Annotated in this window: 21 protein-coding genes; 9 read left to right on the forward strand and 12 right to left on the reverse strand. The window is 69.0% G+C overall.

Annotated features, from left to right (window positions below; all coding sequences use genetic code 11):
- Positions 1 to 17: 17 nt before the first annotated feature.
- Positions 18 to 2,081: a methyl-accepting chemotaxis protein gene (locus tag GTZ93_RS13870; protein ID WP_161662811.1), complete on the reverse strand. Its 2,064-nt coding sequence runs from the start codon at positions 2,079 to 2,081 to the stop codon at positions 18 to 20.
- A 91-nt stretch (positions 2,082 to 2,172) separates the two neighbouring features.
- Here GTZ93_RS13870 and GTZ93_RS13875 point away from each other — a divergent pair, with 91 nt between their 5' ends.
- Complete coding sequence (locus GTZ93_RS13875; RefSeq protein ID WP_139923611.1) at positions 2,173 to 3,219, forward strand: histone deacetylase family protein; 1,047 nt, start codon at positions 2,173 to 2,175, stop codon at positions 3,217 to 3,219.
- A gap of 7 nt (positions 3,220 to 3,226) precedes the next feature.
- Here the strand turns inward: GTZ93_RS13875 and GTZ93_RS13880 are convergent, their stop codons facing one another.
- From GTZ93_RS13880 to GTZ93_RS13905, 6 genes are all read right to left on the reverse strand, one after another.
- Positions 3,227 to 3,931 (reverse strand): hypothetical protein, encoded by a 705-nt coding sequence (locus GTZ93_RS13880; protein WP_161662812.1) that lies wholly within the window; start codon positions 3,929 to 3,931, stop codon positions 3,227 to 3,229.
- Between the two features lie 21 nt (positions 3,932 to 3,952).
- Entirely contained in the window at positions 3,953 to 4,678 is a 726-nt protein-coding gene (locus GTZ93_RS13885) for a hypothetical protein (RefSeq protein WP_139916646.1), read from the reverse strand.
- A 17-nt stretch (positions 4,679 to 4,695) separates the two neighbouring features.
- On the reverse strand, positions 4,696 to 6,267 hold the full coding sequence (locus GTZ93_RS13890) for an FAD-dependent monooxygenase (protein WP_161662813.1): 1,572 nt from the start codon (positions 6,265 to 6,267) through the stop codon (positions 4,696 to 4,698).
- Between the two features lie 44 nt (positions 6,268 to 6,311).
- On the reverse strand, positions 6,312 to 6,935 hold the full coding sequence (locus GTZ93_RS13895; protein WP_139916642.1) for an LURP-one-related/scramblase family protein: 624 nt from the start codon (positions 6,933 to 6,935) through the stop codon (positions 6,312 to 6,314).
- A 41-nt stretch (positions 6,936 to 6,976) separates the two neighbouring features.
- Positions 6,977 to 7,780: a hypothetical protein gene (locus tag GTZ93_RS13900; protein WP_139916640.1), complete on the reverse strand. Its 804-nt coding sequence runs from the start codon at positions 7,778 to 7,780 to the stop codon at positions 6,977 to 6,979.
- A gap of 76 nt (positions 7,781 to 7,856) precedes the next feature.
- Positions 7,857 to 8,510, reverse strand: coding sequence for a glutathione S-transferase family protein (locus GTZ93_RS13905; RefSeq protein ID WP_139916638.1), 654 nt, complete (start codon positions 8,508 to 8,510; stop codon positions 7,857 to 7,859).
- A gap of 143 nt (positions 8,511 to 8,653) precedes the next feature.
- Between GTZ93_RS13905 and GTZ93_RS13910 the strand changes: the two genes are divergently transcribed.
- The 8 genes from GTZ93_RS13910 to GTZ93_RS43415 all read left to right on the forward strand — a co-directional run bounded on the left by GTZ93_RS13910 (position 8,654) and on the right by GTZ93_RS43415 (position 17,227).
- On the forward strand, positions 8,654 to 10,567 hold the full coding sequence (locus tag GTZ93_RS13910; protein WP_139916636.1) for a SulP family inorganic anion transporter: 1,914 nt from the start codon (positions 8,654 to 8,656) through the stop codon (positions 10,565 to 10,567).
- Positions 10,568 to 10,857: 290 nt separating this feature from the next.
- The gene (locus tag GTZ93_RS13915) at positions 10,858 to 11,511 is read left to right on the forward strand and encodes a DUF6310 domain-containing protein (RefSeq protein ID WP_306464182.1); all 654 of its coding nucleotides are present in this window, start codon (positions 10,858 to 10,860) and stop codon (positions 11,509 to 11,511) included.
- A gap of 1 nt (position 11,512) precedes the next feature.
- Positions 11,513 to 12,265, forward strand: coding sequence for a DUF5953 family protein (locus tag GTZ93_RS13920; RefSeq protein WP_139916632.1), 753 nt, complete (start codon positions 11,513 to 11,515; stop codon positions 12,263 to 12,265).
- A gap of 84 nt (positions 12,266 to 12,349) precedes the next feature.
- The gene (locus GTZ93_RS13925) at positions 12,350 to 14,017 is read left to right on the forward strand and encodes an arylsulfatase (RefSeq protein WP_139916630.1); all 1,668 of its coding nucleotides are present in this window, start codon (positions 12,350 to 12,352) and stop codon (positions 14,015 to 14,017) included.
- Between the two features lie 122 nt (positions 14,018 to 14,139).
- Entirely contained in the window at positions 14,140 to 15,141 is a 1,002-nt protein-coding gene (locus GTZ93_RS13930; RefSeq protein WP_139916628.1) for a formylglycine-generating enzyme family protein, read from the forward strand.
- Positions 15,142 to 15,204: 63 nt separating this feature from the next.
- Positions 15,205 to 16,599, forward strand: coding sequence for a DUF2254 domain-containing protein (locus tag GTZ93_RS13935; protein ID WP_139916626.1), 1,395 nt, complete (start codon positions 15,205 to 15,207; stop codon positions 16,597 to 16,599).
- 86 nt (positions 16,600 to 16,685) lie between these two features.
- The gene (locus tag GTZ93_RS13940) at positions 16,686 to 16,931 is read left to right on the forward strand and encodes a hypothetical protein (RefSeq protein ID WP_219629054.1); all 246 of its coding nucleotides are present in this window, start codon (positions 16,686 to 16,688) and stop codon (positions 16,929 to 16,931) included.
- On the forward strand, positions 16,910 to 17,227 hold the full coding sequence (locus GTZ93_RS43415; RefSeq protein ID WP_390624874.1) for an MgtC/SapB family protein: 318 nt from the start codon (positions 16,910 to 16,912) through the stop codon (positions 17,225 to 17,227). The genes GTZ93_RS13940 and GTZ93_RS43415 overlap by 22 nt, the downstream gene beginning before the upstream one ends.
- On the opposite strand, the gene GTZ93_RS13945 is transcribed toward GTZ93_RS43415, so the two are convergent.
- From GTZ93_RS13945 to GTZ93_RS13965, 5 genes are all read right to left on the reverse strand, one after another.
- Positions 17,109 to 18,380: a threonine/serine exporter family protein gene (locus GTZ93_RS13945; protein WP_139916624.1), complete on the reverse strand. Its 1,272-nt coding sequence runs from the start codon at positions 18,378 to 18,380 to the stop codon at positions 17,109 to 17,111. The genes GTZ93_RS43415 and GTZ93_RS13945 overlap by 119 nt on opposite strands.
- Entirely contained in the window at positions 18,377 to 19,828 is a 1,452-nt protein-coding gene (locus GTZ93_RS13950) for a hypothetical protein (protein WP_139916622.1), read from the reverse strand. The genes GTZ93_RS13945 and GTZ93_RS13950 overlap by 4 nt, the downstream gene beginning before the upstream one ends.
- 4 nt (positions 19,829 to 19,832) lie before the next feature.
- A complete protein-coding gene (locus GTZ93_RS13955) occupies positions 19,833 to 21,590 on the reverse strand; it encodes a SulP family inorganic anion transporter (protein ID WP_139916620.1) in 1,758 nt (585 codons plus the stop codon).
- A gap of 109 nt (positions 21,591 to 21,699) precedes the next feature.
- The gene (locus GTZ93_RS13960) at positions 21,700 to 22,602 is read right to left on the reverse strand and encodes a bile acid:sodium symporter family protein (RefSeq protein ID WP_139916618.1); all 903 of its coding nucleotides are present in this window, start codon (positions 22,600 to 22,602) and stop codon (positions 21,700 to 21,702) included.
- Positions 22,602 to 23,597 (reverse strand): HAD family hydrolase, encoded by a 996-nt coding sequence (locus tag GTZ93_RS13965; RefSeq protein WP_219629052.1) that lies wholly within the window; start codon positions 23,595 to 23,597, stop codon positions 22,602 to 22,604. Before GTZ93_RS13965 ends, GTZ93_RS13960 begins: the two co-directional genes overlap by 1 nt.
- Between the last annotated feature and the right edge of the window lie 96 nt (positions 23,598 to 23,693).

The following is a 23,693-nucleotide window of genomic DNA, read 5'->3' on the forward strand; positions in this document are numbered from 1 at the left end:
GGGGAACGGCTGGTGCGTCAGACGCGGAAGCGGCGCACCTCGGCGCGGAGGATTTCCGCCTGGCGCGTGAGGTTGTCGATGGCCTCTTCCAGCTGGCGCACCGAGCGCGTCTGGTGCTCGGACACGCCCTTGATGGTCTCCACGGCCTTGAGCACCTGCTCGCTGCCCTTGGTCTGCTCCTTCTGGGCGCGGTTCAGGTGGGTGACCATCTCGTTGATGCTTTCGATGGAGCGGGTGATCTGCTTGCTGCCGTGCGCCTGCTCCTGGCTGGAGCGCTGCACGTGCTGGGTGAGCGTCTTCATCCGCTCCGCGCTCTTCATGATCTGCTCGCCGCCCCGGGCCTGCTCGTTGGAGGCCTGGGAGATCATCGACACGGTGGCGGAGATGCGGTGGATGGCGGCCGTCACCTGCTTGCTGCCGCGCGCCTGCTCCACGGTGGCGCGGGCAATGGCCTTCACCATCTGCGTGGACTTCTGGGTGCTGTCGTTGATCTTCCGCAGGGCGCCTTCCGCCTCGCGGCCCAGCTGCACGCCCTCCTCCACGCTCTTGACGCCCTGGTTCATCACCACCACGGCGTTGCGGCTCTCCTCCTGCACGCCGCGGATGAGCTCGGCGATCTCCTTGGTGGACGCGCCGGTGCGCTCGGCCAGGTCCTTGATCTCCTCCGCCACCACCGCGAAGCCCTTGCCGTGCTCGCCCGCCTGCGCGGCGATGATGGCGGCGTTGAGGGCCAGCAGGTTCGTCTGCTCCGCCACGTCGTCAATGACGTTGAGGATGTTGCCAATCTCGCTGATGCGCCGGCCCAGGCTGTCGATGACGCCCGCGGCGGTGCGGCTGGTGTCCTTGATGCGGTCGATGCCGGAGAGCGTCTTGCGCAGGGCCTCCACGCCCGTCTGCGCGTCCTCGAAGACCTGTTCGGACAGGCGGGCCGTCTCGTTGGCGTTGGCGTCGACCTGACCGATGGCGGCGTCCATCTCACTGATGGCGGAGGAGGTGTCCTCCGTGGACGCGGAGAGGTCCTCGATGTTCTTGGCCACCTCCTTGATGGAGTACGTCATCTGCTCGATGGCGCTGGTGGTCTCCTCCACGCTGGCGGCCATGGCCTGGACGTTCTCCGCCACCTCGTCGTTGGTGGCGGCCATCTCCATGATGGAGGAGCTGCTCTCCTCCGCGCTCTGGTAGAGGACCTCCACGTTCTCCGCGATGCCGCGCATGCTGGCCATCATCTCCACCATGGAGGAGGACGTCTCCTCCACGCGCGACTGCACGGTGCCCGCGCCGGAGGACACGGTGGTGCCGGTGCGGTGGATCTGCTCGATGACGCCGGCCACCACGTCGGACACGCCGCGCACGCGGCCCAGCGTGTCTCGCCAGGACTGGGCCATGCGGTTGAGGGCCTCCGCCAGCTGGCCCAGTTCGTCCCTGTTGTTGCGCACGTCCGCGCGGCCGGTGAGGTCGGCCTCCGCCAGCTTGCTCGCCATGGACATCATCGCGTCCAGCGGGTGGAGGATGAACGCGCGCGAGATGAGGAACGCCACCACGAGGAAGAGCACCAGGCCCACGAGGAAGGCCAGCAGCACCGTGTGGCGCAGGGCCGTGAGCACTCCCTCCAGCCGCGCCCCATCCACCACCACGACGACTTCACCGGGCACGCCGCCCGCGAGCGCCACCGGCCTGGTCACCGCCCAGCTGTCGTTCTCGAACTCCACCTGCTCCAGAGACGGGAGCGGGCGCTGTTGGAGGCGCTTCTCCAGGCCCTGGGTGAACCACGCAGGCGCTGTCGCCGGGGAGGTGGCGCGGGGCACGCCCTGGGCGTCCAGCACCGCCACGACGCTGAAGTCGTCGTCCTGGAGATAGAGCCCTTCCAGGTTGGGGACCGGCTGGGTGCCCGCCTGCTTTTCGACGAGTGCCGTTACCTCCCTGGCCTTGTTCTGGGCGCGCGAAGCCATGCGCTCCCTCAGGTGGTTGCCCACCTGGCGGGGAACGACGAAGTAGAGCGTCCCCAGGATGACGGCCAGCGCGAGGCCGAACGAACCCAGGAGGATGCCCCGGAGACCGGGTTTCTTGAGGCGACGTGGCAAGGCCCGCGCACTGTAGGGAGGGTGGCCCGTCCAGGGCAAGGAACGGACTTCCCCGCCTGCCAGGGACGGACGCTGGGTTCCCGGGGACAGGATGCGTAAGGTCCAGGGGATGACCGCGACGCTGCTGCTCACCGACCCGCTCTTCCTCCAGCACGACGCCGGAGAGGGCCACCCCGAGTCGCCCGCACGCTTGCGGCGCATCCTCCAGGTGCTGGCGCGAAACCCCGTCGCGGGCACGGTGATGACCCATCCCCGCTCCGCCACGGACGCGGAGATTCTGGCGGTGCACACCCCGGCGCACCTGGACGCGATGGAGAAGCTGGGCGGCCGCTTCGAGCGCATCGACGAGGACACGGCGGTGTCGCCGGACAGCATCGACGCGGCGAGGCTGGCGGCGGGCGCGGCGGTGCAGGCCGTGGAGGCGGTGATGGCGGGGACGGCGAAGAACGCGTTCGCGCTGGTGCGTCCGCCCGGCCACCACGCGGAGCCGGACCGGGCGATGGGCTTCTGCCTCTACAACAACGTCGCCATCGCGGCGGAGGCCGGGCGGCGGCTGGGAGCCGAGCGAGTGCTGGTGCTGGACTGGGACGTGCACCACGGCAACGGCACGCAGGCGGCGTTCTGGGGGCGCAGGGACGTGCTCTACCAGTCGGTGCACCAGTTCCCCTATTACCCGGGCAGCGGCGCGGCGCCGGAGGTGGGGCGCGGAGAGGGCCAGGGCTTCACGGTCAACTGCGGCCTGCCGGGCGGCAACACGGACGCGGACTACGGGATGATCTTCGAAGAGCTGCTGCTCCCCGTGGCGCAGGCGTACCGGCCGGACCTGGTGCTGGTGTCCGCGGGGTTCGACCCGCACCGCGCGGATCCGATTGGCGGCATGGACGTCACCGAGCGCGGCTTCGCGGCGATGTGCACCGCCGTGCGCAAGCTGGCGGAGGAGGTCTCTGGCGGGAAGCTGGCGCTGGTGCTGGAGGGTGGCTATTCGCTGGAGGGGCTGTCGAACTCCGTGCACGCGTGCATCGAAGTGCTGGCGGGGCGCGATGACAGCTTCGCGTCCGGCAACGTGAACGCGGACGCGAGGGCGGCGCTGGCGACGAGCCGCGAGGCGCTCAAGCCATTCTGGGCCAGCGTGCGCTGAAGACCGCTCAGTAAAGCGTGTCGTCGTCCATGGACATGCCAGACAGCTCCACCAGGAACGCTCCCAGGTCATGGATGGCACGCGCGGGCCCTTCCGGGTCCGGGCTGTGGATGCTCACCATCCGGTAGCGCCCATCCCGCCCTCCCTCGAAGAGCCACTCCGTCCCGTCGAGGTAGGAGAGGTTCCGAGACGCGAAGAAGCGGTCCATGGACCAGAAGCGGGCCGCGTCCAATCGCTGTTGCACGGCCTGCCACTGGGTGGGCGTGAGCAGGATGCGCCGGTCGACAGCCAACGTCCCTTCTTGCGTGCCGGCCCTCTTCACGTGCAGGGAGTGGAGAGGCCCCAGGTGCTCGATGCGGATGACGAAGGGCCCACGAGAAGAAGGGATCCACGTGAAGCGGTAGACCTCGGCACCGGATGCCACGGGAAGGAGCGGGCCTTCCTTCAAGGCCCGCAGAATGCCGGAGTTCCAGCAATGCATGAGTTCCTGCTCGCGCTCGCTGTGGAACTTCACCTCCAGGCCGGGCATCAGGGACAGGGCAAAAGCGCCTCGCGGAAAGACATCGCGCAGGGGCGCCGGCCACTCCTTGCCGCAGGTGCCGCTGGACGGGAATCCGTCCTCGATGAACCCCAGGGGCGGCTCCACCCGCGGTTGAACGGTGGTGCAGGCTCCGAGCAGCAGCAGTCCTGCGATGATGGCGGATGCCTTCAAGTCCCCTCCTGTTCGAGCCGCTCAGTACAGCGTGTATTCGGTCATGGGAATGCCAGACAGCTCCAGCAGGAACGCGCCCAGTTCGTAGAAAGGGCCCGCGAGCCCATCACGGTTGGGGCTGTGAATGTCCAGCGCCCGGTAGCGCCCGCTCCGGCCTCCTTCGAACAGCCACGTCGCCCCGTCGGAGTACGCATAGGGAAGAGGAGAGGAGAAGTGAACCTGGGACCAGAATCGGGCCTGCTCCAGACGCTGCTGAAGGGCCTGCCACTGCGTGGGCGTGAGCAGGATGCGCCGGTCCGTGGCCAAGGCGCCCTCGTCGTTCCCCTCGACCTTGACGTGAAGGGAGTAGACGTTCCCCCGGCGCTCGACGCGAATGATCCTGTTCGCGTGAAAGGAGGGGATCCAGGTGAAGCGGTAGACCTCGCTGTCCGGAGCCAGGGGAAGCATCGAGGCCTCATTCAAGAGCAGGAGAATGAGCGAGCACCTGCACTGGCTTGAGTCCTGGCTGTCCTGGCTGCGACGGTCCATCTCAAGGAACGACCCCAGGTTCAGGGCAAGAGCCCCGCGAGGAAGCAGATCGGGCCACCTGGACCCCGTCGCGGTGAAGCAGGTGCGGGTGCCAAGGCGGTCGGTCTTGACGAACCTCGGGTCCGCCTCGATCGCATAGGGGTCGGCGGGTAGCTCCGGCCGGTGGGCCGCGGTGCAAGCCGCGAACACGCATAACAGTCCCCCCGAAAGCCACTTCATGCCTTGGCCCTCCTCCATCACCGGACGGGCTCCGTGGGTGGGGTCCTGACGGAGCCCAGACCCGCGCGACACAGCAGCGTCTCCAATTCGGCATCGAGCACCTGCTCCGCGTCCCGGACGGGCTCACTCCACCGCGCGGCCACCATGCCGTCCGGGCGCACGAGACAGGCGCCACCCTCCCCTACCCCATACGCGTGCTGCCAGCCCTGGACCTCGTGAACCCGCAGCGGCATGCGCTCCGCGAGTCTCCGGCCTGCGTCGCTCCACGCTTCGTTTCCGGTCAGCAGGACGAAGCCGTTGCCAAACAAATCCAGGATCGACCTGCGACCCTCCAACCACACGTGCGGCGCGCGCGTGCCGGGTTCGCCCGTGGGGACGAACGTCTTCGGCAGCGGCGGCCCGTCTCCGTAGCGGTAGCCCAGGGTGACCGCATCCTCGTCGACGAACTCCGCGTCCGCCGGAAGTGCCTGCTTCGCCATCCGCAGCGCGAGCAGCGCGGCCTGGTTCGCGGTGGCGGCGGCCACGGGCCTTCGCTCGGCGTCGTAGGTCTCCAGCAGCGCGGGACCCGCGTGGCCGTTCAACACCGCAGCCAGCTTCCACGCGAGGTTCGCCGCGTCGTGGATGCCGGTGTTCGCGCCAAAGCCTCCCGTGGGCGGCATCTGGTGCGCCGCGTCTCCGGCCAGGAACACACGGCCTGAACCGAAACGCTCCGCGACGCGCTCCGCGGCCTCCCACACGAAGGTCCCGTGGAGCGAGGGCTCGAGGTCCGCGATGCCAGTGACCGTGCGCAGCCGCTCCGTCCACCGGGCCTCCGTGAAGTCCTCGGCCTTCTCCCGGGACACGTCGATCCGCGTCGCGTGGATCCACCGGTCCTTCACGTCCGTGGCCGCGATGACGCCGCCCAGCTCCGGATGCGTGAGCACCGCGAAGGCCAGCGGCACCTCCCGCTGCACAGGCGAGAGGTCCGCGTCGAAGAGTGTGGAGATGTTGTGGCCAAAGGAGCCCCGGCCGCGCAGCGCGATGCCCAGCGCCTCGCGCACCGGACTGCGGACCCCGTCCGCGCCAATGAGATACGCCGCATGCACGGTGGACACCGTCCCCGCCTCGCGGTCGAGCACCGTGGCCTGCACGCCCTGCGCATCCTGCGTGAAGCCCGTCAGCTCATGCCGGAAGCGCACCTCCACGCCCTGGCTCCTCGCGGCCTCCAGGAGGATGGGCTCCAGCCGGTCCTGTCCCAGGAAGACGTACGGGCACGGGCTGACATCCGTCCGCTGCGTGGACACCGTCCGCGTCTTCCACGAATGCACCGGCCCCGCGAGCGTGACGGCCACCAACTCTCCAACGACCGTGCCGGCGGGAACGGACCCGGCCCGCTCCACCTCCTCCCTCGCGCATGTGGACCGCAACAACTCCACGGTGCGCGCATGGAAGCCTCGTGCGCGGGGATGGAGCGAAGTGCCCGCGTGCTTCTCGATGACCCACGAGCGCACGCCCTGATGGGCGAGGAACAACGCCGTCGAGAGGCCCACGAGGCCACCACCGACAATGAGCACCGGGACCGGCTGCACCTGCGAGGACGGGGCGTGCATGCCCGGACACATAGGGCCCGGGCGCGCACCGCGTCCAGGCTTCTTCAGCCGCCGGACTGACGGCCTTCAATCGCGCACAGGAGCACCGCCGCGGCGATTCCCAGACGCCGATCCAACCGGCGCTGCGTGTCCACGGAGAAGTCCAGGTCGATCTTCTGGATGAACGGGTTGAAGTGCTGCTTGAAGCTGAACACCTGGTCGCTGCCCAGGGTCCCGGTGAAGGTCTGCGGGATGAGGTTGGTGAGGAAGCGCCGCACGAGCGCCAGCAGCATGCTGTCCTCCTCCACCTTGCCCACCTCCTGCCCGTCCGCGTCCAGGATGAGCCAGGTGTCGCGCAGGATGGAGCTCAGGGCCTTGCGGCGCAGCGCGCCCACGCGCTCTCCCGTCGCCGCGTCGGTGACGTCGTAGGTGGCGCCGAAGTCCAGGATGCTGCGGGCCTGGATGGTGATCAGCTCCTCCTGCATGTCCTCGCCGCTGTAGACGCGCAGGTCCTCCTTCAGCTTGAAGGCCTTCATCTTCGAGTAGAAGGCGACGTTGCCCGCCTCGTCGTAGATGTGGAACGCGCCGCCGAACAGCTTGAAGAACTTCCGGCGGAGCATGAAGCGGGTCTGGCCGAAGCGCCCGGAGGCAAGCTCACTCCGGGGACGGGTCTGGAGAGCGGAGGACATGACTCCCTCCCTAGCGCGAAGCGGCGCGCGGAGCCAGGGGCCTACGGAATGCCCTGTTGCTGCTTGCTCTTCGCCACCAGCTCGTTGGCCTTGGTGTGGATGTTGTCGAACTGCGTGCGGTAGACGTCCGAGTGGCTCTTGCCCGTCTTCGCGTCCGGGACGTTCTGGCGCGCCCAATAGCTGTCGAAGCTGGGGTCCGCGCCCTCCAGCCGCTTGCCGAACCGGTCCATCTCCTTGGGCCAGCCCTGGTTCTGGATGCCGTCCTTCATCACCTCATGGTGGCGCTTGATGCCGTCGTACTCGATGCGCTCCATGCTCTTGGCGAAGTTCTCCCGCCGGGCGGACAGGCTGCCGCCCACGTGCGGCTTGCCCAGCGCCGCGTTGACCTCGTTCTGGAAGGCGTCGCCCGTGACCTTGCTGAACTTCTTCTGCTGGGCGGCGTTCGTCATCTCGAACGCCATGACGCCAGCGCGCTTGGGGCCCGTGAGGTCCGGCCGCAGGCCAATCTGCTTCGGGCCCGAGTAGAACATGCCGCCCTGGACCTGGTCCTTGGTGACGACATTGATAGTCTTGCCATCGGACGCCTGCGAGGCGTCGTTCGCCAGCGCCGCGTACTTCGGATTCTTCAGCATCTCCTCATGCGCCATCTTGTCGTAGGCGGCGTGCATGGAGGGGTCCGTGGGCGGCTTCTGCACCTGCTGCTGCGGCAGGGTCTCCTGGGTCCGCTGCTTCTTCACCGCGGGCCCTTCCACCTCCGGCTTGCGGATGGGCGAGGTGAGGTCGTCGTGCTTGCGCTTCGGAGGCAGAGAGGGGCCAGAGCCTGCTTTGAAGATGCCACGGGGCATGGGGAGCGCTCCTGGGAGGGGAAGCGCAGGATAGCGCGAAATCCCCCGCCAAGACACGCCGCGTCATGCCCGTGCGTCAGGCCTCGCGCCGCTCGTGCTGCTTGAAGGCGTCCATCTGCGCTGCCAGCGCGCGCTGGAACGCGGGCCGTGCCTCACAGCGTTCCTTGTAGGCCTTGAGCGTGGGATGCGCGTCGAGCACCTCGGTGTGCCGCAGGATGCGCAGCACCGTGGTCATCATCAGGTCGCCCGCGGTGAAGCGGTCCTCCAGGTACTCACGGCTCCCCAGCGACGTGGCCAGTTCGCCCAGGCGATGGTGGATCCGCGCCTCCACTTCGGGCCGGTGGAGCTTCGCCCACTGGGCATCCGGCGCGAACAGATCGATCTCCGCGAGCTGCTGGAGGTAGATCTCCACCGAGTTCAACGCCGCGAACACCCACGTGAGCGCGCGCGCCCGGCCCGCCTCGTCCTTGGGGAAGAGCACTTCGCTCTTCAACGCGATGTGGACCACGATGGCGCCCGATTCGAAGAGCGTCAGGCCGTCCTCCTGGAACACCGGCACCTGACCGAAGGGCTGCTGCTCGCGGTAGTCCGCGGACTTCTGCACCTGGGGGTCGATGAGCCGCGCCTCGTACGGCAGGCCCGCCTCCTCCAGCGCCCACCTCACCCGGAGGTCACGAACCACGCCCTGCGCGAACGGCGGCACCCACTTGAATGCACTGACAGTGATCATGCGCGGCAGCCTCGCGCCACTGCGACAGGCATGACCACCATCATGCATGACGCATGTCGCCTGAGTGACCAGACGGATGCGCCGCTGGCCGGCCCCCCCGAGAGGACGATGCTCCTGTCGGTTCGGGTGGACACTTCGTGCGCATGGGCACCGCTCGGAGCCGCACCCCATGGCTCACCCGCGTCAGTCCCTTCGTCGCTTCGCTGCGCGGCTATGACGGGACCCGCCTGAAGAAGGACCTGGTGGGCGCGCTCACGGTGACGGCGCTGCACATCCCGGAGGGCATGGCCTACGCGCAGCTGGCGGGGATGCCTCCGCAGGCGGCGCTGTACTCCACTCCGGCGGCGCTGGCGTTGTATGCGCTGTTCGGCAGCTCGAGGCAGCTCATCATCGCGGTGTCCGCCAGCGTGTCGGTGCTCTCCGCCGCCACGGTGGGCGCGATGGCGCAGCAGGGCACGCCCCGCTTCGTGGCGCTCACGGCCGCGCTGGCGCTGATGGCGGGCGCGGTGGCGGCGCTGGCGGGCGTGCTGAAGCTGGGGCGCGTGGCGCAGTTCTTCTCCTCCTCCGTGCTGAGCGGCTTCGTGTTCGGGCTGGCGCTCATCATCGCCATCAAGCAGGTGCCCAAGCTGCTGGGCATCGAGGGCGCGAAGGGAGGCTTCTTCGAGCGGCTGGGCTACATCCTCACCCACCTGGGACAGACGCACGCGCTGACGCTCGCGGTGGGGGCGGCGAGCATCGCGGTTTTGCTGCTCCTGGGACGTGTGTCCCGGCGCATTCCTGCGGCGCTCGCGGTGCTGGTGCTGGGCATCGCGGTGTCGTCGCTGTTGCACCTGGAGGCGAAGGGGGTGGCCATCGTGGGGCACATCCCCGCGGGCCTGGTGCCGCCCCAGCTTCCGGATGTGAAGCTCGGCGACCTGGTGAACCTGTTGCCGGGCGCGTGCGGCATCGCGCTGGTGGCGTTCGCGGAGGCCATTGGCCCGGCGCGCATGTTCGCCGCGAAGCACGGCTACGAGGTGGACCCCAACCGGGAGCTGGTGGGCCTGGGTGCGGCGAACCTGGGCGGAGGTCTGTTCCGGGGCTTCAGCATGGGATGCAGTCTGTCCAAGTCCGCAGCGAATGATCAGGCGGGGGCCACCACGCAGGTGTCCTCGCTGGTGACGGCGGGGCTGACGCTGCTGGTGGCGCTGTTCCTCACGGGCCTGTTCCGCGCGCTGCCGGAGGCCACGCTGGGGGCCATCGTGGTGGTGGCCATCCTGGGGATGATGGACGTGAAGGAACTGGTACGGCTGGCGCGCCTGCGCCGCGCGGACTTCCTGAGCGCGGCGGTGGCGCTCGTGGGCGTGCTGGCCTTCGACGTGTTGCCCGGACTGCTCATCGCGGTGGGCCTATCGCTGTTCCTCACGGTGTACCGCGCCAGCCGGCCGCGCCTGAGCGAGCTGGGGCGGGTGCCTGGGACGCTGGACCTGGCGGCCACGCACCGAGAAGCCTCCGCCATCACCCTGCCCGGCCTGGACGTCTTCCGTCCGGAGGAAGGGTTGTTCTTCGCCAACGCCACGTCGCTGCGGGACGAGGTGCTGAAGCGCGTGCGCGACGCGAAGGTGCCGGTGCGAGAGGTGTTGCTGGACCTGGAGCTGACGGACGACCTGGACGTGCCGGGCGCGGACATGCTGGCGGGACTGCACGAGGACCTGTCCCACCGGCGCATCACGCTGTCGCTGGCGCGCGTGCACGCACCGGCGCAGAGACTGATGGAGCGCACGGGAGTGCTGGCGAAGGTGGGAAGGCAGAACGTGTATCCGCACGTGCATGCGGGCGTGGAGGCGTGGATGGCGCGCCACGAGTCCCAGGCCTGGCAGGAGTGGCGCCTCATCCAGGATGGCCTGTACCTGGTGCGCTCACGCGTGGACGAAGCGGGCGCGACACTGCACGGCGAGGAGCGTCACAGACAGGAGGATCTGCTCATCCGGCTGGATGAGGCGGACACGCGCATGCGGGAGTTGCTTCGGAACCTGCCGCATCCACCGGCCGATGACGACTCGCGAGGGCCCGTGCACTGAGCGATAGGGAGCGCTGAGCCAAGCGGCTACGATTTGCTCCAATGCATTGCTATGCCGGCATCATGTTGGGAGTCCTGCTCTCTGCTTGCGTCACGACGCCGCCAACGGTCGCTGGGGCCCGCGGCCCAGGTCTCTCGAATCTCCAACGAGCAGCGAAACTGCCCTGGACCGATGAAGGCCAATGCGTCGTCAGAGAGGCAGCTCGTCCGTGGCCCACGGTCGTGGAGCGCTGTTTTCAGCAACTCGACCAGGACCGGCTCCGGTTTCGCGACACCACGGGACGGTGCACCGTGGCCTCCGCGGACGCGGCGGCGCTGGGAATTGGGGTTTGCGTCCTGGCCGCATCTGAGATCGCCGTGGGGGCAGTGCTCATCATTGGCGCGGTGGTGGTCGCTGCCGCCATTCAGGAGGCACTGGACGCATACGAGTTCCGCCAGCTGTATCCCGAGGAGACGCGGGCTGTGCCAGAAACACAGGTGGCCATCCAGAGTTCCCTGCCCAAGCGAAAGCCTCAACCCCAACCCTCTGGACAGGATTGGTTTCCCCCCGTTCCGGGTGGTCCTTCCGACCGCGAGCGGAATCCGAACTGCAGTCCCAGGCGGGTTCCTCATCTGGGCGGCAATAACCTGCACAACCAATGCGCCGACCGGATTCCGCGGAACACCTTTTCCGGATGGGATGCACTCGTCGACGGCAAGAACTTCGATGGGCTTCAAGGCGCGGCGCGCATGCTGTGGGAGGTCAAGACCAACGACATCGAGACCTACAGCCCGTTCGTTCGCCAGGCCGAGCTTCAGAAGCAGGTCGATGAGGCAAAACGCGAGCGCGCTCTCGCGGAGGCTTGCGGATTCCAGTTCTCGATTGGCGTCCGCACTGAAGCCCACAAGAAGCTCCTCGAAGCACTGTTGCCAGACTTCAACATCGTCCTCATGACGTGGTGCTGACATGGCCTTCATGCACAACACCTTGACCGTGCGCATCCACGCGCCTGCCATGATAGGTGCCGACCGTCGACCCTTGGAGATGGCCCTTGGCGTGGAACGCGCGCTCCCTGGCACACGCCTGGACTGGACCGTTTCCGATGAGCAGCAGGTCGTGAGGATTCCGCAACGAGACGCCTGGCTCGCCAAGGCCAGGAGCGGCGGCGGCTTTCAGCTTCTCTGCAACAACGATGAGGGGCGGCCCGTGACACTCTTCGGCGTGGATGGGCCTGAAAGGCTTGGGCCCGGGGGCCATGCGTTGCTCGAGGTCCACGCCGAACTGCCTCTGGAAACATCCAGTCTCGCCACTGCCCTGCTGGAGAACGTCGCGGAAGCGGCTCATGGCTACTGGGGACATGCGACGCCATTCGACTCAGCCGTCCAAGCCTCACGGCAGGTCCGGGACCCAGTACGCAAGCCAGGCAGCCCTCCTCATGGACTTCCAGCGCTCAAACTCACAGAGCAACTCCGTGCACCTGAAATCCCGCATTACCTCGGGTGGCTGAACTACTGGTCCGAAGCCGCCGCGCAGGCCATCGGCTTCCCGGGCGCTGCTCGCGACGCAGAGCTGCTGTCGCGCTCACGGCGCACGCCTGCTGGCGGCTGGGTGGTCCAGCTCACGGAGGCCCCGCTCGACTACGACAACCCCGAGCACATCGAAGCACTCCGGCGGGCCTACGAGCGGTTCCCTGTCATCGGCGGACGCGACTCACGCTGAGCTCCTGGGTGCCCGCCTGCCCCCGCCTCCTGGAACGATGCCTGAGCCAACTTCTGTGAACACCTCGTGCCCAGGAGGTCTTGAATGGCAAGCAAGGCGAAACCCACGGGCAACGGACACGGCAAGCAGGCGAAGCAGGCGAAGCAGAAGCCCAACATCCTGGTCATCTGGGGTGATGACATCGGCTTCTGGAACATCAGCGCCTACAACCAGGGGATGATGGGCTACCGCACGCCCAACATCGACCGCATCGCGAAACAAGGCGCGATGATGACGGACTGCTACGGCCAGCAGAGCTGCACCGCGGGCCGCGCGGCGTTCATCACCGGCATGAACCCGCTGCGCACGGGGCTCACCACCATTGGCATGCCGGGCGCGAAGTACGGCCTGCAGGACTCCGACCCCACCATCGCGGAGATGCTCAAGCCGCTGGGCTACACCTGTGGCCAGTTCGGCAAGAACCACCTGGGCGACTCCAATCCCTACCTGCCCACCAATCACGGCTTTGACGAATTCTTCGGCAACCTCTACCACCTCAACGCGGAGAACGAGCCGGAGTGCCCGGACTACCCCAAGGACCCGGCCTTCAAGGCCCACTTCGGGCCTCGCGGCGTGCTGCACAGCTGGGCCACGAACCGCAAGGACGTCACCGAGGAGCCGCGCTGGGGCATCGTGGGCAGCCAGCGCATCGAGGACACCGGTCCGCTCACCACGAAGCGCATGGAGACCGTGGACGGTGAGTTCCTGAAGGGGTCGCTGGACTTCATGGATCGCGCCGTGAAGGACGGCAAGCCGTTCTTCCTCTGGCACAACACCACGCGCACGCACGTCTGGACGTTCCTCCAGGAGAAGTACCGGAACGCCACGGGCTACGGCCTCTACGCGGACGCGATGCGGGAGCTGGACGACATCGTCGGGGTGCTCCTGGCCAAGCTGGATGAACTGGGCATCGCGGACAACACGCTGGTCGTGTTCTCCACCGACAACGGCGTGGAGAAGATGGGCTGGCCGGACGGTGGCAACAGCCCGTTCCGCGGGGAGAAGGGCTCCACGTGGGAGGGCGGCGTGCGGGTGCCGTGCATGGTGCGCTGGCCGGGCGTGGTGGAGCCGGGGCGCGTCATCAACGACATCTTCGCGCACGAGGACTGGATGCCCACGATGGTGGCGGCGGCGGGCGGCCCCACGGACCTGGTGGAGAAGTGCAAGCACGGCCACAAGGTGGGGCCCAAGACCTTCCGGGTCCACCTGGACGGGTATGACCAGAACGGGCTCCTGGCCGGTACGGAGGAGGGCCGCCGGAACGAGTTCATCTACGTGCTCGACAGCGGCGACCTGGCGGCGGTCCGGTACAAGGACTGGAAGATCATCTTCAGCTACCAGGACGGCGAAGGCCCGGACATGTGGTTCAGCGGCAAGCGCTTCAACCCATCGTGGCCCTACCTCATCAACCTGCGCTCGGACCCGTTCGAGTACGGGCCCCACTCCGGCCTGTACACATCCTGGTACGGCGAGCGCATGTTCACGTTCGTCCCCGCGCAGATGCTGGTAAAGCAGTTCGCGGAGAGCCTCATCGAGTTCCTGCCCAGCCAGGCCCCGGGCAGCCTGAGCATCGGGCCGATGAAGGCGCGCGTGAAACAGCAGATGGAGGAGGCGCGCAAGAAGAAGGAGGAGCCCAGCATCAGCGACCAGGTCATGTCCCTGGCCGATGACGTGGAGCACTTCATCCACCGCTTCCAGCAGTCGCACCATTAGCCGTCCGGGGCGTCGGGCCGTGGAGCGGCCAATCCTCCACTGCCCGACACCCGTCCTGTTCCCTGGTGCGAGTGTCATTCCGTCCACCGGGCCGGATGTTCTCCGTTGGAGGACTTCAAGCCATGCACCGGAATGACAGCCTCGACGCCACTCCCGACGTGGAGCCCACTGACACCGCCGCGCGCCCCGGCCGTGCTCCTTTCCCGGACATGGTTTGGATTCCCGGTGGCACGTACTGGATGGGCTCCGACCATCACTATCCCGAAGAGGCCCCCGCTCATCAGGTGACCGTCTCAGGCTTCTGGATGGACCGCTTCACCGTGACGAACGAACAGTTCGCACGCTTCGTCGAAGCCACCGGCTACGTCACCGTCGCCCAGCGCCCGCTCAATCCCGCGGACTACCCCGGCGCTACACCGGAGACGCTCGTCCCCGGCTCGCTCGTCTTTCGAAAGGCCCAGGGCCCCGTGGACCTGGGCAACGTGGCCAACTGGTGGAGCTATGTCCCCGAGGCCTGCTGGAAACACCCCGAAGGCCGCCGCTCCTCCGTGAAACACCGCCGCGACCACCCCGTCGTCCACATCGCCTATGAAGACGCGGAGGCCTTTGCCACCTGGGCCGGCAAGACGCTCCCCACCGAGGCGGAGTGGGAGCGCGCTGCTCGCGGCGGACTGGACCGCAACGAGTTCTGCTGGGGCAATGAGTTCACCCCGAACGGCGAACACCTGGCCAACACCTGGCAGGGCTACTTCCCGTGGCAGAACCTCCGCGAGGACGGCCACGACGGCACCTGCTCCGTCGGCGCCTTCCCGCCCAATGGCTACGGCCTGCATGAGATGGCCGGCAACGTCTGGGAATGGACCGCCGACTGGTACCAGGAGCGCCACCAGGGCAACAAAGGCAAGGCGTGCTGCATCCCCGTCAACCCGCGCGGCCCCTCCACCGCGAAGGGCAGCCAGGACCCCTTCACGCCCGCCATCACCATCCCGCGCCGCGTCCTCAAGGGAGGCAGCCACCTGTGCGCGCCCAACTACTGCCGCCGCTACCGCCCCGCCGCGCGCTCGCCCCAGGCCGTGGACAGCGGCGCCAGCCACATCGGCTTCCGCTGCATCGTGCGGCCCTAGCCCTGCAAGAAGGAGGAGCTCGTTCGCGGACGCGGTGCACGGAGCGGCGTGGAGGTGGGGCGGATGGCGGGCACACGGGCGCTTCCGCGAGCCAGCGGGCGGCAATGGAGACCCAAGCCGGTTCGACGTCACCGGGAGGGCGCATCCCTCCGGGGGTGGCTCCAACACCGGCTGTGGATTCCTCCGGTCGCGGGGGCGGTCCTGGGGGCCTGCCTGGGCATCATCTTCGTGAAGCCCCCACCCCTCGTGGCCGCGATGCTGAGAGGGGTGGCCTGGCAGGGCACGGCCGCCGAAGCCCGAAGCATGCTCTCGGCGGTGCTGGGCGTCGCGCTGACGTCGCTGAGCATCGTGCTCTCGCTGACCATGCTCGTGGTGCAGAACGCGGCGGGGCAATACTCCCCGCGCCTGCTGCGCCTGTACCTCCACGGCGCGGGCATCCGCGTCGTCATCCCGCTGTTCGTCGCCACGAGCGTCTTCTGCCTGGTGGCGGCGCAGGCCTTCGGCTTCGTCCCGGAGCTCGAACGCGCGCCGCGTCCCGCGCTCGCCCTGGCGATGCTGCTGCTCGTCGTCTGCGAGGGCACGCTCGTCTTCCAGGTGCTCCAGACACTCCAGCTGATGCGGGTGGAGAACCTGGTCAAGCAGGTGCGCCAGCGCGCGCTGACCACCGCGTGGATGCTCGAGCGCTTCCGGTCGACGGATGTCGAACCATCTCCTCCCCTCCGCGCTCGCACGCGTGACGCGGGGAAGGACTGGCCGCTGCGGGCCCCCAGGAACGGCTTCATCGTCTCCGTCGACGCGGGGGCCTTGCTGAAGGTGGCGACGGCGCACCCGCTCGTCGTCCACCTGGAGCGGGCGGTGGGCGAGCCGGTGGTCCAGGGGGAGGAGGTGGGCTGGTTCGAAGCGCGGCCGCGCGGGCCCACCGAGGCGCTCGTGTGGCGCGCCATCCACCTGGGCGGATGGAGGAGCACGGACCGGGATGTCGCCCTGGGGGTGCGTCAACTGGTGGATGTGGCCATCAAGGCGCTCTCACCGGGAATCAATGATCCGTACACCGCCGTGGAGGCCCTGGACCAGCTGACCTTCCTCCTGAGCGAACTGAGCGGGATGAACCTGGGGCCTCGCGTGCTCGCGGACGAGTCCGGGACCCCGCGCGTGTTCCTGCACGGCCCCGCGCTGCGGGACTTCCTGGCGTTGGCCACGGATCAGATCCTCCGCTATGGCGCCGCCGAACCCGCCGTGACGCTCCGCCTCCTGCGCCTGGCCGCCGCCGTGGGGCTGCGCGCACGGGAGGCGGAGGACCGGCACGCGGCGCGCGAGTTGCTCCGTGACATCCTGGCCGTCGCGGAGCAGGCGCGGCCCGAAGCTCCCAGGGACTCCCTCCTTCGCGGTCACGCGGAGGCACTGGAGCAGGCGCTCGACGGGGGACCCTGGCCGCCGCTTCCGGCGATCGGCTTCTGACTTCCTCCTGGCCCTGCCTGGAGGTGCGTTGCGAGCGCGCGGAGGGAGGAGCAGCTTCGACACGTGGGTGCAGGCGAGGAGCCTGGATGGCCGCGACGTTCGGAGGAGGAGAGGTGCTCATTCGACTGCTGGTGGCAGGGGCCGCCGGCATGATCCTGGGTCTCCCCTATCGCAAGCGGCCGGGCGGCGTCCGGGCCCACTACCTGGTGACGCTGGGCGCCGCGCTCTTCTGCATCTCCGGGGCAAGCTTGATGGGGCCCCGGAGGGGACGCTGCGAATCGTCCAGGGCGTGGCCTCCGGCATTGGCTTCGTGGGCGCGGCGAGCGTCCTGAAGAGGGGGAGCGCCATCTTCGGCATCACGACCGCCGCCTCCATCTGGATCGCCGCCGCGGTGGGCTGCGATGCCGCGCTGGGGAACCTGATGCGCGCGGCCTGCGTCGCGCCGTCCATCGCCCTCACGAGCTGGCTGATGGGGCTGCTCGAACGCCGTGTCTTCCGCCGCAAACGCGTCATGGCCGCGCAGGAGGAGACTGGGGCGCGCCGCGGTCCACGAGGTCGCGCGGCGGCACCACGACCGTGGCGAACATCAGCCCCAGCACCAACTGGAGCGCCACCAGCAGCACGTTGAACAGCCGGGCGTCCTCCGCGCCCGCGGCGCCCGCGCCGAGCAGCGCGACGATGGCTTCCGTGCCGATGAAGCCCGGCGCCAGCTGCAACATCCCCGGCATGATGACCGTCATGGGCATCCGGTCCCTCCCACGCCCGTAGAGCAGCCCCGCCACGCCCAGCACGAACGCGGACACCAGAGGGCTGCCCCGGTGCCCGAGCAGCATCTTGGTCAGCTCCTGCGTCCCGTAGGCGAGCAGCACGCCGCCGACAATCCACGCCGCGTCGCGCGGCCGCCCGGACATGCACACCGACAGCGCCACCCCGCCCACCGCCACCACGATGAACGTCAGGAGCAGCGGCAGCGCGTGCTGCTCGAAGTGCGGCGGCAGCGGCCCACCGAAGCGCCAGAGCGTCCCCGCCGCCGCGATGCCCACGCCCAGCATCAGGAAGCGCAAGAGGCCGTACATGAGCCGGGACAGGCCCGCCTCCACCGCCTCCAGGGCCAGCTCCAGCGAGCCCAGCGTCACCACCATCGCGGGCACCAGCAGCGTCACCCCACCGAACAGCGCCCGCACGGCGTTGAAGGGCGGCAGGAGGAGCGTGAGCCCGAGCGCCACCAGCGTCCCCAGGAACGCGGCGAGGAAGCTCTTCTGCAAGTCCACCCGATGCGAGTTCAGCGTGCCGAAGTGGATGACACCCGCGCTGAGGCCCACGAAGAAGGCCGCGAGCATCTCCCACCACGCCCCGCCCACTCGCGCCGCCACCGCCGCGCCGTAGACGCCGTAGGCCACGAACACGAGCCACTCGGGATACAGCGCGTGCGGGGTCAGGATGCGGTCCAGCTCCGCGCGGGCCTCGGGCAGTCGCACGCGCCCTTCGGAGATGGCATCCGCCAGCCGGAGGAGCTCCGCGGCCCGGCCCAGATTCCAGTGCGGGGTGAAGGGCAGCCTCTCGAAGACCACGTGCGGGCGCCGCGATGACACCACCTCCGTCATCGCCAGGCTCTGGAGCGTGAAGACCTGCACGTCCAGTCCCCACGCCTTCGCCACCCGGCGCACGCGCGCTTCCACGAGCAGCGACGGCTGGTAGGCCAGGTGCAGCGCCTTCGCCAGGTCCAGCAGGAAGGCGGAGGCAGCATCCTCGTCCACCGCGCCGCCGTGCTCCCGCGTCATGGGGAATCCGCCTTGGGGGCTTCGTCCACGCTGCCCTTGCCGCTGGTGGCCTGCGTGTCCTTGAACGAGAAGCTGGCGCCGATCAGCAGCGTGGCCTGGAAGTAGCGGACGTCCAGGGTGCGCATGGGGGCGGACAGGCCCAGTTGCTGGAACGTCTCCGCGAGGCGGTCGGTCTGCTTGCTTCCCCACGCCAGGTTGCCGCCCAGCGTGAAGCGTGAGCGGCCCAGCAAGAAGTGGATGCCCGAGGCGACGTGGTACAGGTCCCAGCCGCCGAGCAGCGCGTTCGTCCCCGGCGTCGAATCCAACGCGCTGAAGTCCGTGTGACCGCTCAGATACACCCGCACCCGCTCCCCCAGCGCCTGCTCCACGCCCAGCGCCCCGTTCAGCAAGGGCTTGAGCGCGAAGTCGTAGCCGCCGTTGATGGTCTCGGTGGTGCCGCGCGGCACGATGGGCTCGGCGTCCACCAGGGAGAGGGACGAGACGCGTGCGTAGCCCTCCAGGGACGCGTACACCGCGGTCGACTCGCCGAAGCTCCGGCTGACCCCGAACGCCGCGGACCAGGAGTTGCGGAAGTGCGCCGGCAGGTCCTCCTGGAAGTTGAACACGGGCGCGGGAGCGTTCGAGTCCACTCCCTGGGATTGGACGGCGCGCTCGTACCCCACCGAGCCCCGGCCCCACAGCGCCAGGCTCGGCGTCGTCACGGCGAGCCCCACGGCCCAGGGGCCGTGCTGGTAGCTGGCGCCTACCTTCAACAACACCCGGACGTGGTCGAACTCCAGGTCGCGGCCCAGGGTCGCCAGCAGCTGCTGGCCGGCGGCACCGGAGCCCTGCGCCAGCGTCTGGAAGCGCAGCTCCTGACGCCGGGTCGCGACGAACGGCGTCAGCCCCAGGCCCAGGTGCTCCGTAACGGGGTAGGCCCAGGAGAGGCCCGTCCAGAACTCGCTCACGGTCTGGTCCAGGCGCACGTCCGTGGACAGCAGGTCCAGGCCCTGCACGCCGGCCAGGTCCGTGCCCAGCCGCGTGCCTCGCGACTGCAGGCTGTAGGAGAAGCCCTGGCGCGTGAGCAGCGAGTAGGCCATCCGGGACTTCCCCAGGAACCCGAAGCGCAGCGAGCCGGCGATCAACGACGGCAGCACGTCCACGTTGGAGTCGGTCAGGTCCTGCCCCGTGCCCTGCCCGTCCTTCACGCTCACGCGCACGTATTCCCACACGCTACCGGTCAGCTCCAACTCCGGCGCGCCCAGGAGCGCGAGCGCGCCGGGGTTGTAATAGACGGCGCTGATGTCGTTCGGGTTGCCCACGAAGGAGCCGCCCAGCAGCCACGCCCGGTTGCCGAACTGCCGCGTGGTGTAGTGCGCGTCCTGCGCCAGCGCCGTCACGGACACGAGCAGTCCCAGCACCGCGCCCGTCACGGCGCCACCTCGGGCCCTGGATTGGATTGGAGTCATGGCGTCAGTGCACCTGTGGCGAGGAGACGGGCTCGCCGCCAACGGCGGTCCGCGCGTCGTCTCGCGATTCGAGGTAGGCGCGAACGGCCGCGCCCACGGTGGGAAAGAGCCGGTCCTCGCCAATCCGCGCGGCCAGCCCCGAGCGCTTCAGCACCCGGCGCATCGGCGCGCGCGCCTGGGCCACCGCGAAGACGATGCCTTCGTCCGTGAGCTCGTAGCGAACCGTCTCCAGGCTCTCGGCGGCGGTGATGTCCAGGTCGAACACGGAGGACGCATCCAGCACGAACCACTGCACCGGGAGACGCGAGTCGGCCACCAGCCGGTGCACCTGTTCACGCAGGAAGCGGGCGTTGGCGAAGAAGAGGGGCGCGTCGAAGCGGTAGACGACGAGGCCAGGAATCGTCTCCGCGTCCGCGTGGCCCTCCACGTCGTGCCAGCCGGGCAGGCCCTCGCGCTCGCCCAGCACGGCGTCGTGCGGGTGCGCAGCGCGGCGGATGAGGTCCACCAGCGCCAGCGCCACCGCGATGAGGATGCCCTGGAGGATGCCCAGGAAGAGCACGCCCAGCATCGTCACCACCGCGAGCACCGCCTCCACCGGACGCACGCGCCAGAGCCGGAGGATGGGCTTCACCTCCAGCAGGTACACCGCCGCGACGATGACGATGGCCCCCAGCGTCACCAGGGGCAGCTTCGCCAGCAGCGGCGTGAAGAACAGCGAGAACACCAGCACCACCACGGCCGCGACCACGCCGACCAGCTGCGTGCGTCCCTTCATGGACGCGTTGACCGCCGTGCGCGAGTCGCTGCCCGTCACGGGGAAGCCCTGCGTGAGGCCGGTGAGCAGGTTGGCCGCCGCCTGGCCGAAGAACTCCTGATGGGTGTCCAGCCGGTAGCCGAAGCGGTCCGCGTAGATGCGGCCCGTGAGCACGGAGCTGGCGTAGTTCACCAGCGCGATGCTGAAGGCCGCCGGAAGGAGCGTGCGCACGTCCTCGAAGCGCCACGAGGGCAGGCCGAAGGCGGGCGCCTCCGCGGCGATGGGCCCCACCACCTTCACGCCGCCGTGCTCCAGTTGGAACGCCCAGGTCACCAGCGAGGTGAGCACCACCATCACCAGCGGCGCGGGCCAGCGCGGCAGGAAGCGGCGCATGGCCACCAGCGCCACGACGATGCACAGCCCCAACACCAGCGTGGGCGCGTGCGTGTGGCCCACGTTCGCCGCCACCTCGTGCAGCTGCCCCGCGAACTCGTTCGACCTGCGCTCCAGCCCGAGCATCCGGGCCAGCTGGCTGCCGATGATGATGAACGCCGCGCCGTTGACGTAGCCGATGAGGATGGGCCGCGACAGGAAGTCCGCCAGCGCCCCCGCGCGGCACAGTCCGCCCAGGAGGCTCACCCCGCCCACCATCAACGCGAGGAGTGCCGCCAGGGAGGCCAGCCGCTCCGGCCCGCCGCCCGCCACCATGGGGCCCAGCGCCGTCGCGGTGAGGATGGCCGCGCCTGCCTCCGGCCCCAGCAGCAGGTGGCGCGACGGACCGAACAGCGCATAGGCCAACATCGCGAAGACGCCCGCGTACAGGCCCGCCGCGGGGCGCACGCCGACAATCTGCGCGTAGGCCAGCCCCTGGGGGATGAGCATCGCGCCCACGGTGAGCGCGGCCAGGAGGTCCGCGCGCAGCCACCGCCGCTCATAGGTCCGCGCCTGCTCGACGCCAGGGAGGAACCGATTCAGGACATGGACGGCCGTGACCGCGGTGCGCTTCATGGCCCTTCCCCCGTGCCTCCTGGACGCAAGGAAGGGTGGAGGCCCTCGGGCCCCGCGGCATCACCCACGCGGGTGCGTTGCGCGCATCGGCTTCACGACATGGGAAGGCTCACGTGCCCGCGGAGGCCCGCCTGCCTGACGGCAGTGACGGCCCGCTGCCGCGCTCGGATGCCTGGTGGCGCTGGTTCCAGAGCAGGTACGGCAGCATGGCCACGGTGCGGATCAAGAGGTACAGCCCCATGACACCCAGCAGGCTCTTCATGGAATAGGTGCTGCCGCCCAGGCAGAAGGCGAATGCGGGGTTGCCGAAGACGGCGGAGATGGCCAGCGCCGTGCGGTCCCCGGGCCTGGGCCGGCCGGCGATGTGGCCCAGGGCCGTGGACCCCAGCGTCACCACCCCCATCGCGATGAACACCCAGACGTGGAGGCGCTTCAACAGCGGGAAGCTGGCCACGACCAGCGTCAGCGCGGCCACGGCCACGGCGAAGTTGAAGTAGAGCTTCACCGGCTTGCGCAGCCGGTGCGCCCAGACCGGCGCCACCTTCTGGAGGCCGATGCCGAGCACGAAGGGCACGAGGAACGGGAGGATGACCCTGCCCAGGAGCGTGCTGTACGGCGGCGATTGGATGGCCAGGGGGAACAGCCGCTCCAGCAGGTGCAGGGACAGCGGCATCAGCACGATGGCGACGAGCGACAGGGTGATGGACAGCGCCAGGGCCAGGGCCAGGTTGCCCTTCTGCTGCGACACGACGTTGAGCGCCATGGGCAGCCCCGGGCAGAACGCCATCAGCGCGATGACACCCGCCGCGATGGGGGCGACGGGCAGCACCTTCACCACGATGACGGCCAGCAAGGGCACACCGACGAGGCACACGCCCAGCCCGCGCGCGAACGCTGGATCGCGCACGCCCTGGCCCAGGTCCGCCAGGCGCCACGACAGGCCCTGCGACAATCCGAGCGCGATGATGAAGGTCGAAATCATCAGCCCGATGAAGGCATGCAAGGTGTCCATCACCGTCCCTCCTCCGGGAAGATTCGCTTCCAGTCCTGGCGCATGCTGACCACGGTCCAGCCGCCCTCGCGCGCGGCCTTCAGTGACGCGCCGTTCTTCTCCTGGTAGGCGAACTCGCGCTCCGCGTCGTCGTGGTTGATGAGCAACGAGAAGCCAGGGCGCGGCTGCTCCTTCGTGTACTGAAGCATCTGGATGTCACCGCCCGACCGGACATTGCCCGCCGCGAACACGGGCCGCCGCCCGATGTGCTGCTCGATTCCCACCGGCTTGCCGGCCTTGTCGTTGAGGTGGTCCAGGCGGGCCTCGCGCCGCAGCACCGGGTGGCCGTTCCCTTCGTCGAATTTCTCCTTGAGGTCGCTGCCGATGACCTGCTGGGGCGGGATGCCGTAGGTGTCCTCGGAGACGACGCGCATGAAGTCGGTGCCTCCGCCCGAGGAGATCCACGTCTGGAAGCCATGGGCGCGCAGGTACTGGAGCAGCTCCAGCATGGGCGCGTAGGCAAGCTGCGTGTACGGCACGCCCAGCTTCGGGTGGCGCGCGGTCTGGAAGAAGGCGCGGGCCTCGCGGGTGAGCTCATCCGGCGTCTTGCCCGCGTAGGTGGCGGCGAACAACTCCATCAACTGGGGCTCTTCCATGGAGGACAGCAGGGCCACGTCCCCTTCCAGCACGGCCTTGAAGGGCTGCCGCTTCGCGAGCGACGCGTCCTCCTTCACGGCCGCCTTGGCCTGCTCCAGCAGGAAGGCGCCCTGCACGACGGGCTGCTCCTGCCAGAGCGTGCCGTCGTTGTCGAAGGTGGCGATGCGCTCCTCCGGAGGGATGTAGCCGGGGCCGCCCTCGGTGGTGGCGCGGGTGACGAAGTCGATGACGGACTGCTTCACCGGGCCGTCATTCCAGGACGGCAGCGGATCCGCCGCCAGTGCCTGGAGGGGAATGGCGAGCAGCAGCGCCAACGCCCACGGCAGGCAGGCCGGGCCCTTCCACGTGCGTCGCCTCAAGGTCGCCTCCTGTCCGGTGCAATCCCAGACATGAGGTTGGGAACGCGGGAGTCACTCCACAACGCGGCGTGGAGGGCTCGGGAGGAGGGCCCGCTG

Origin of the sequence: Corallococcus exiguus (assembly GCF_009909105.1) — a bacterium.
Lineage (GTDB): Bacteria > Myxococcota > Myxococcia > Myxococcales > Myxococcaceae > Corallococcus > Corallococcus exiguus.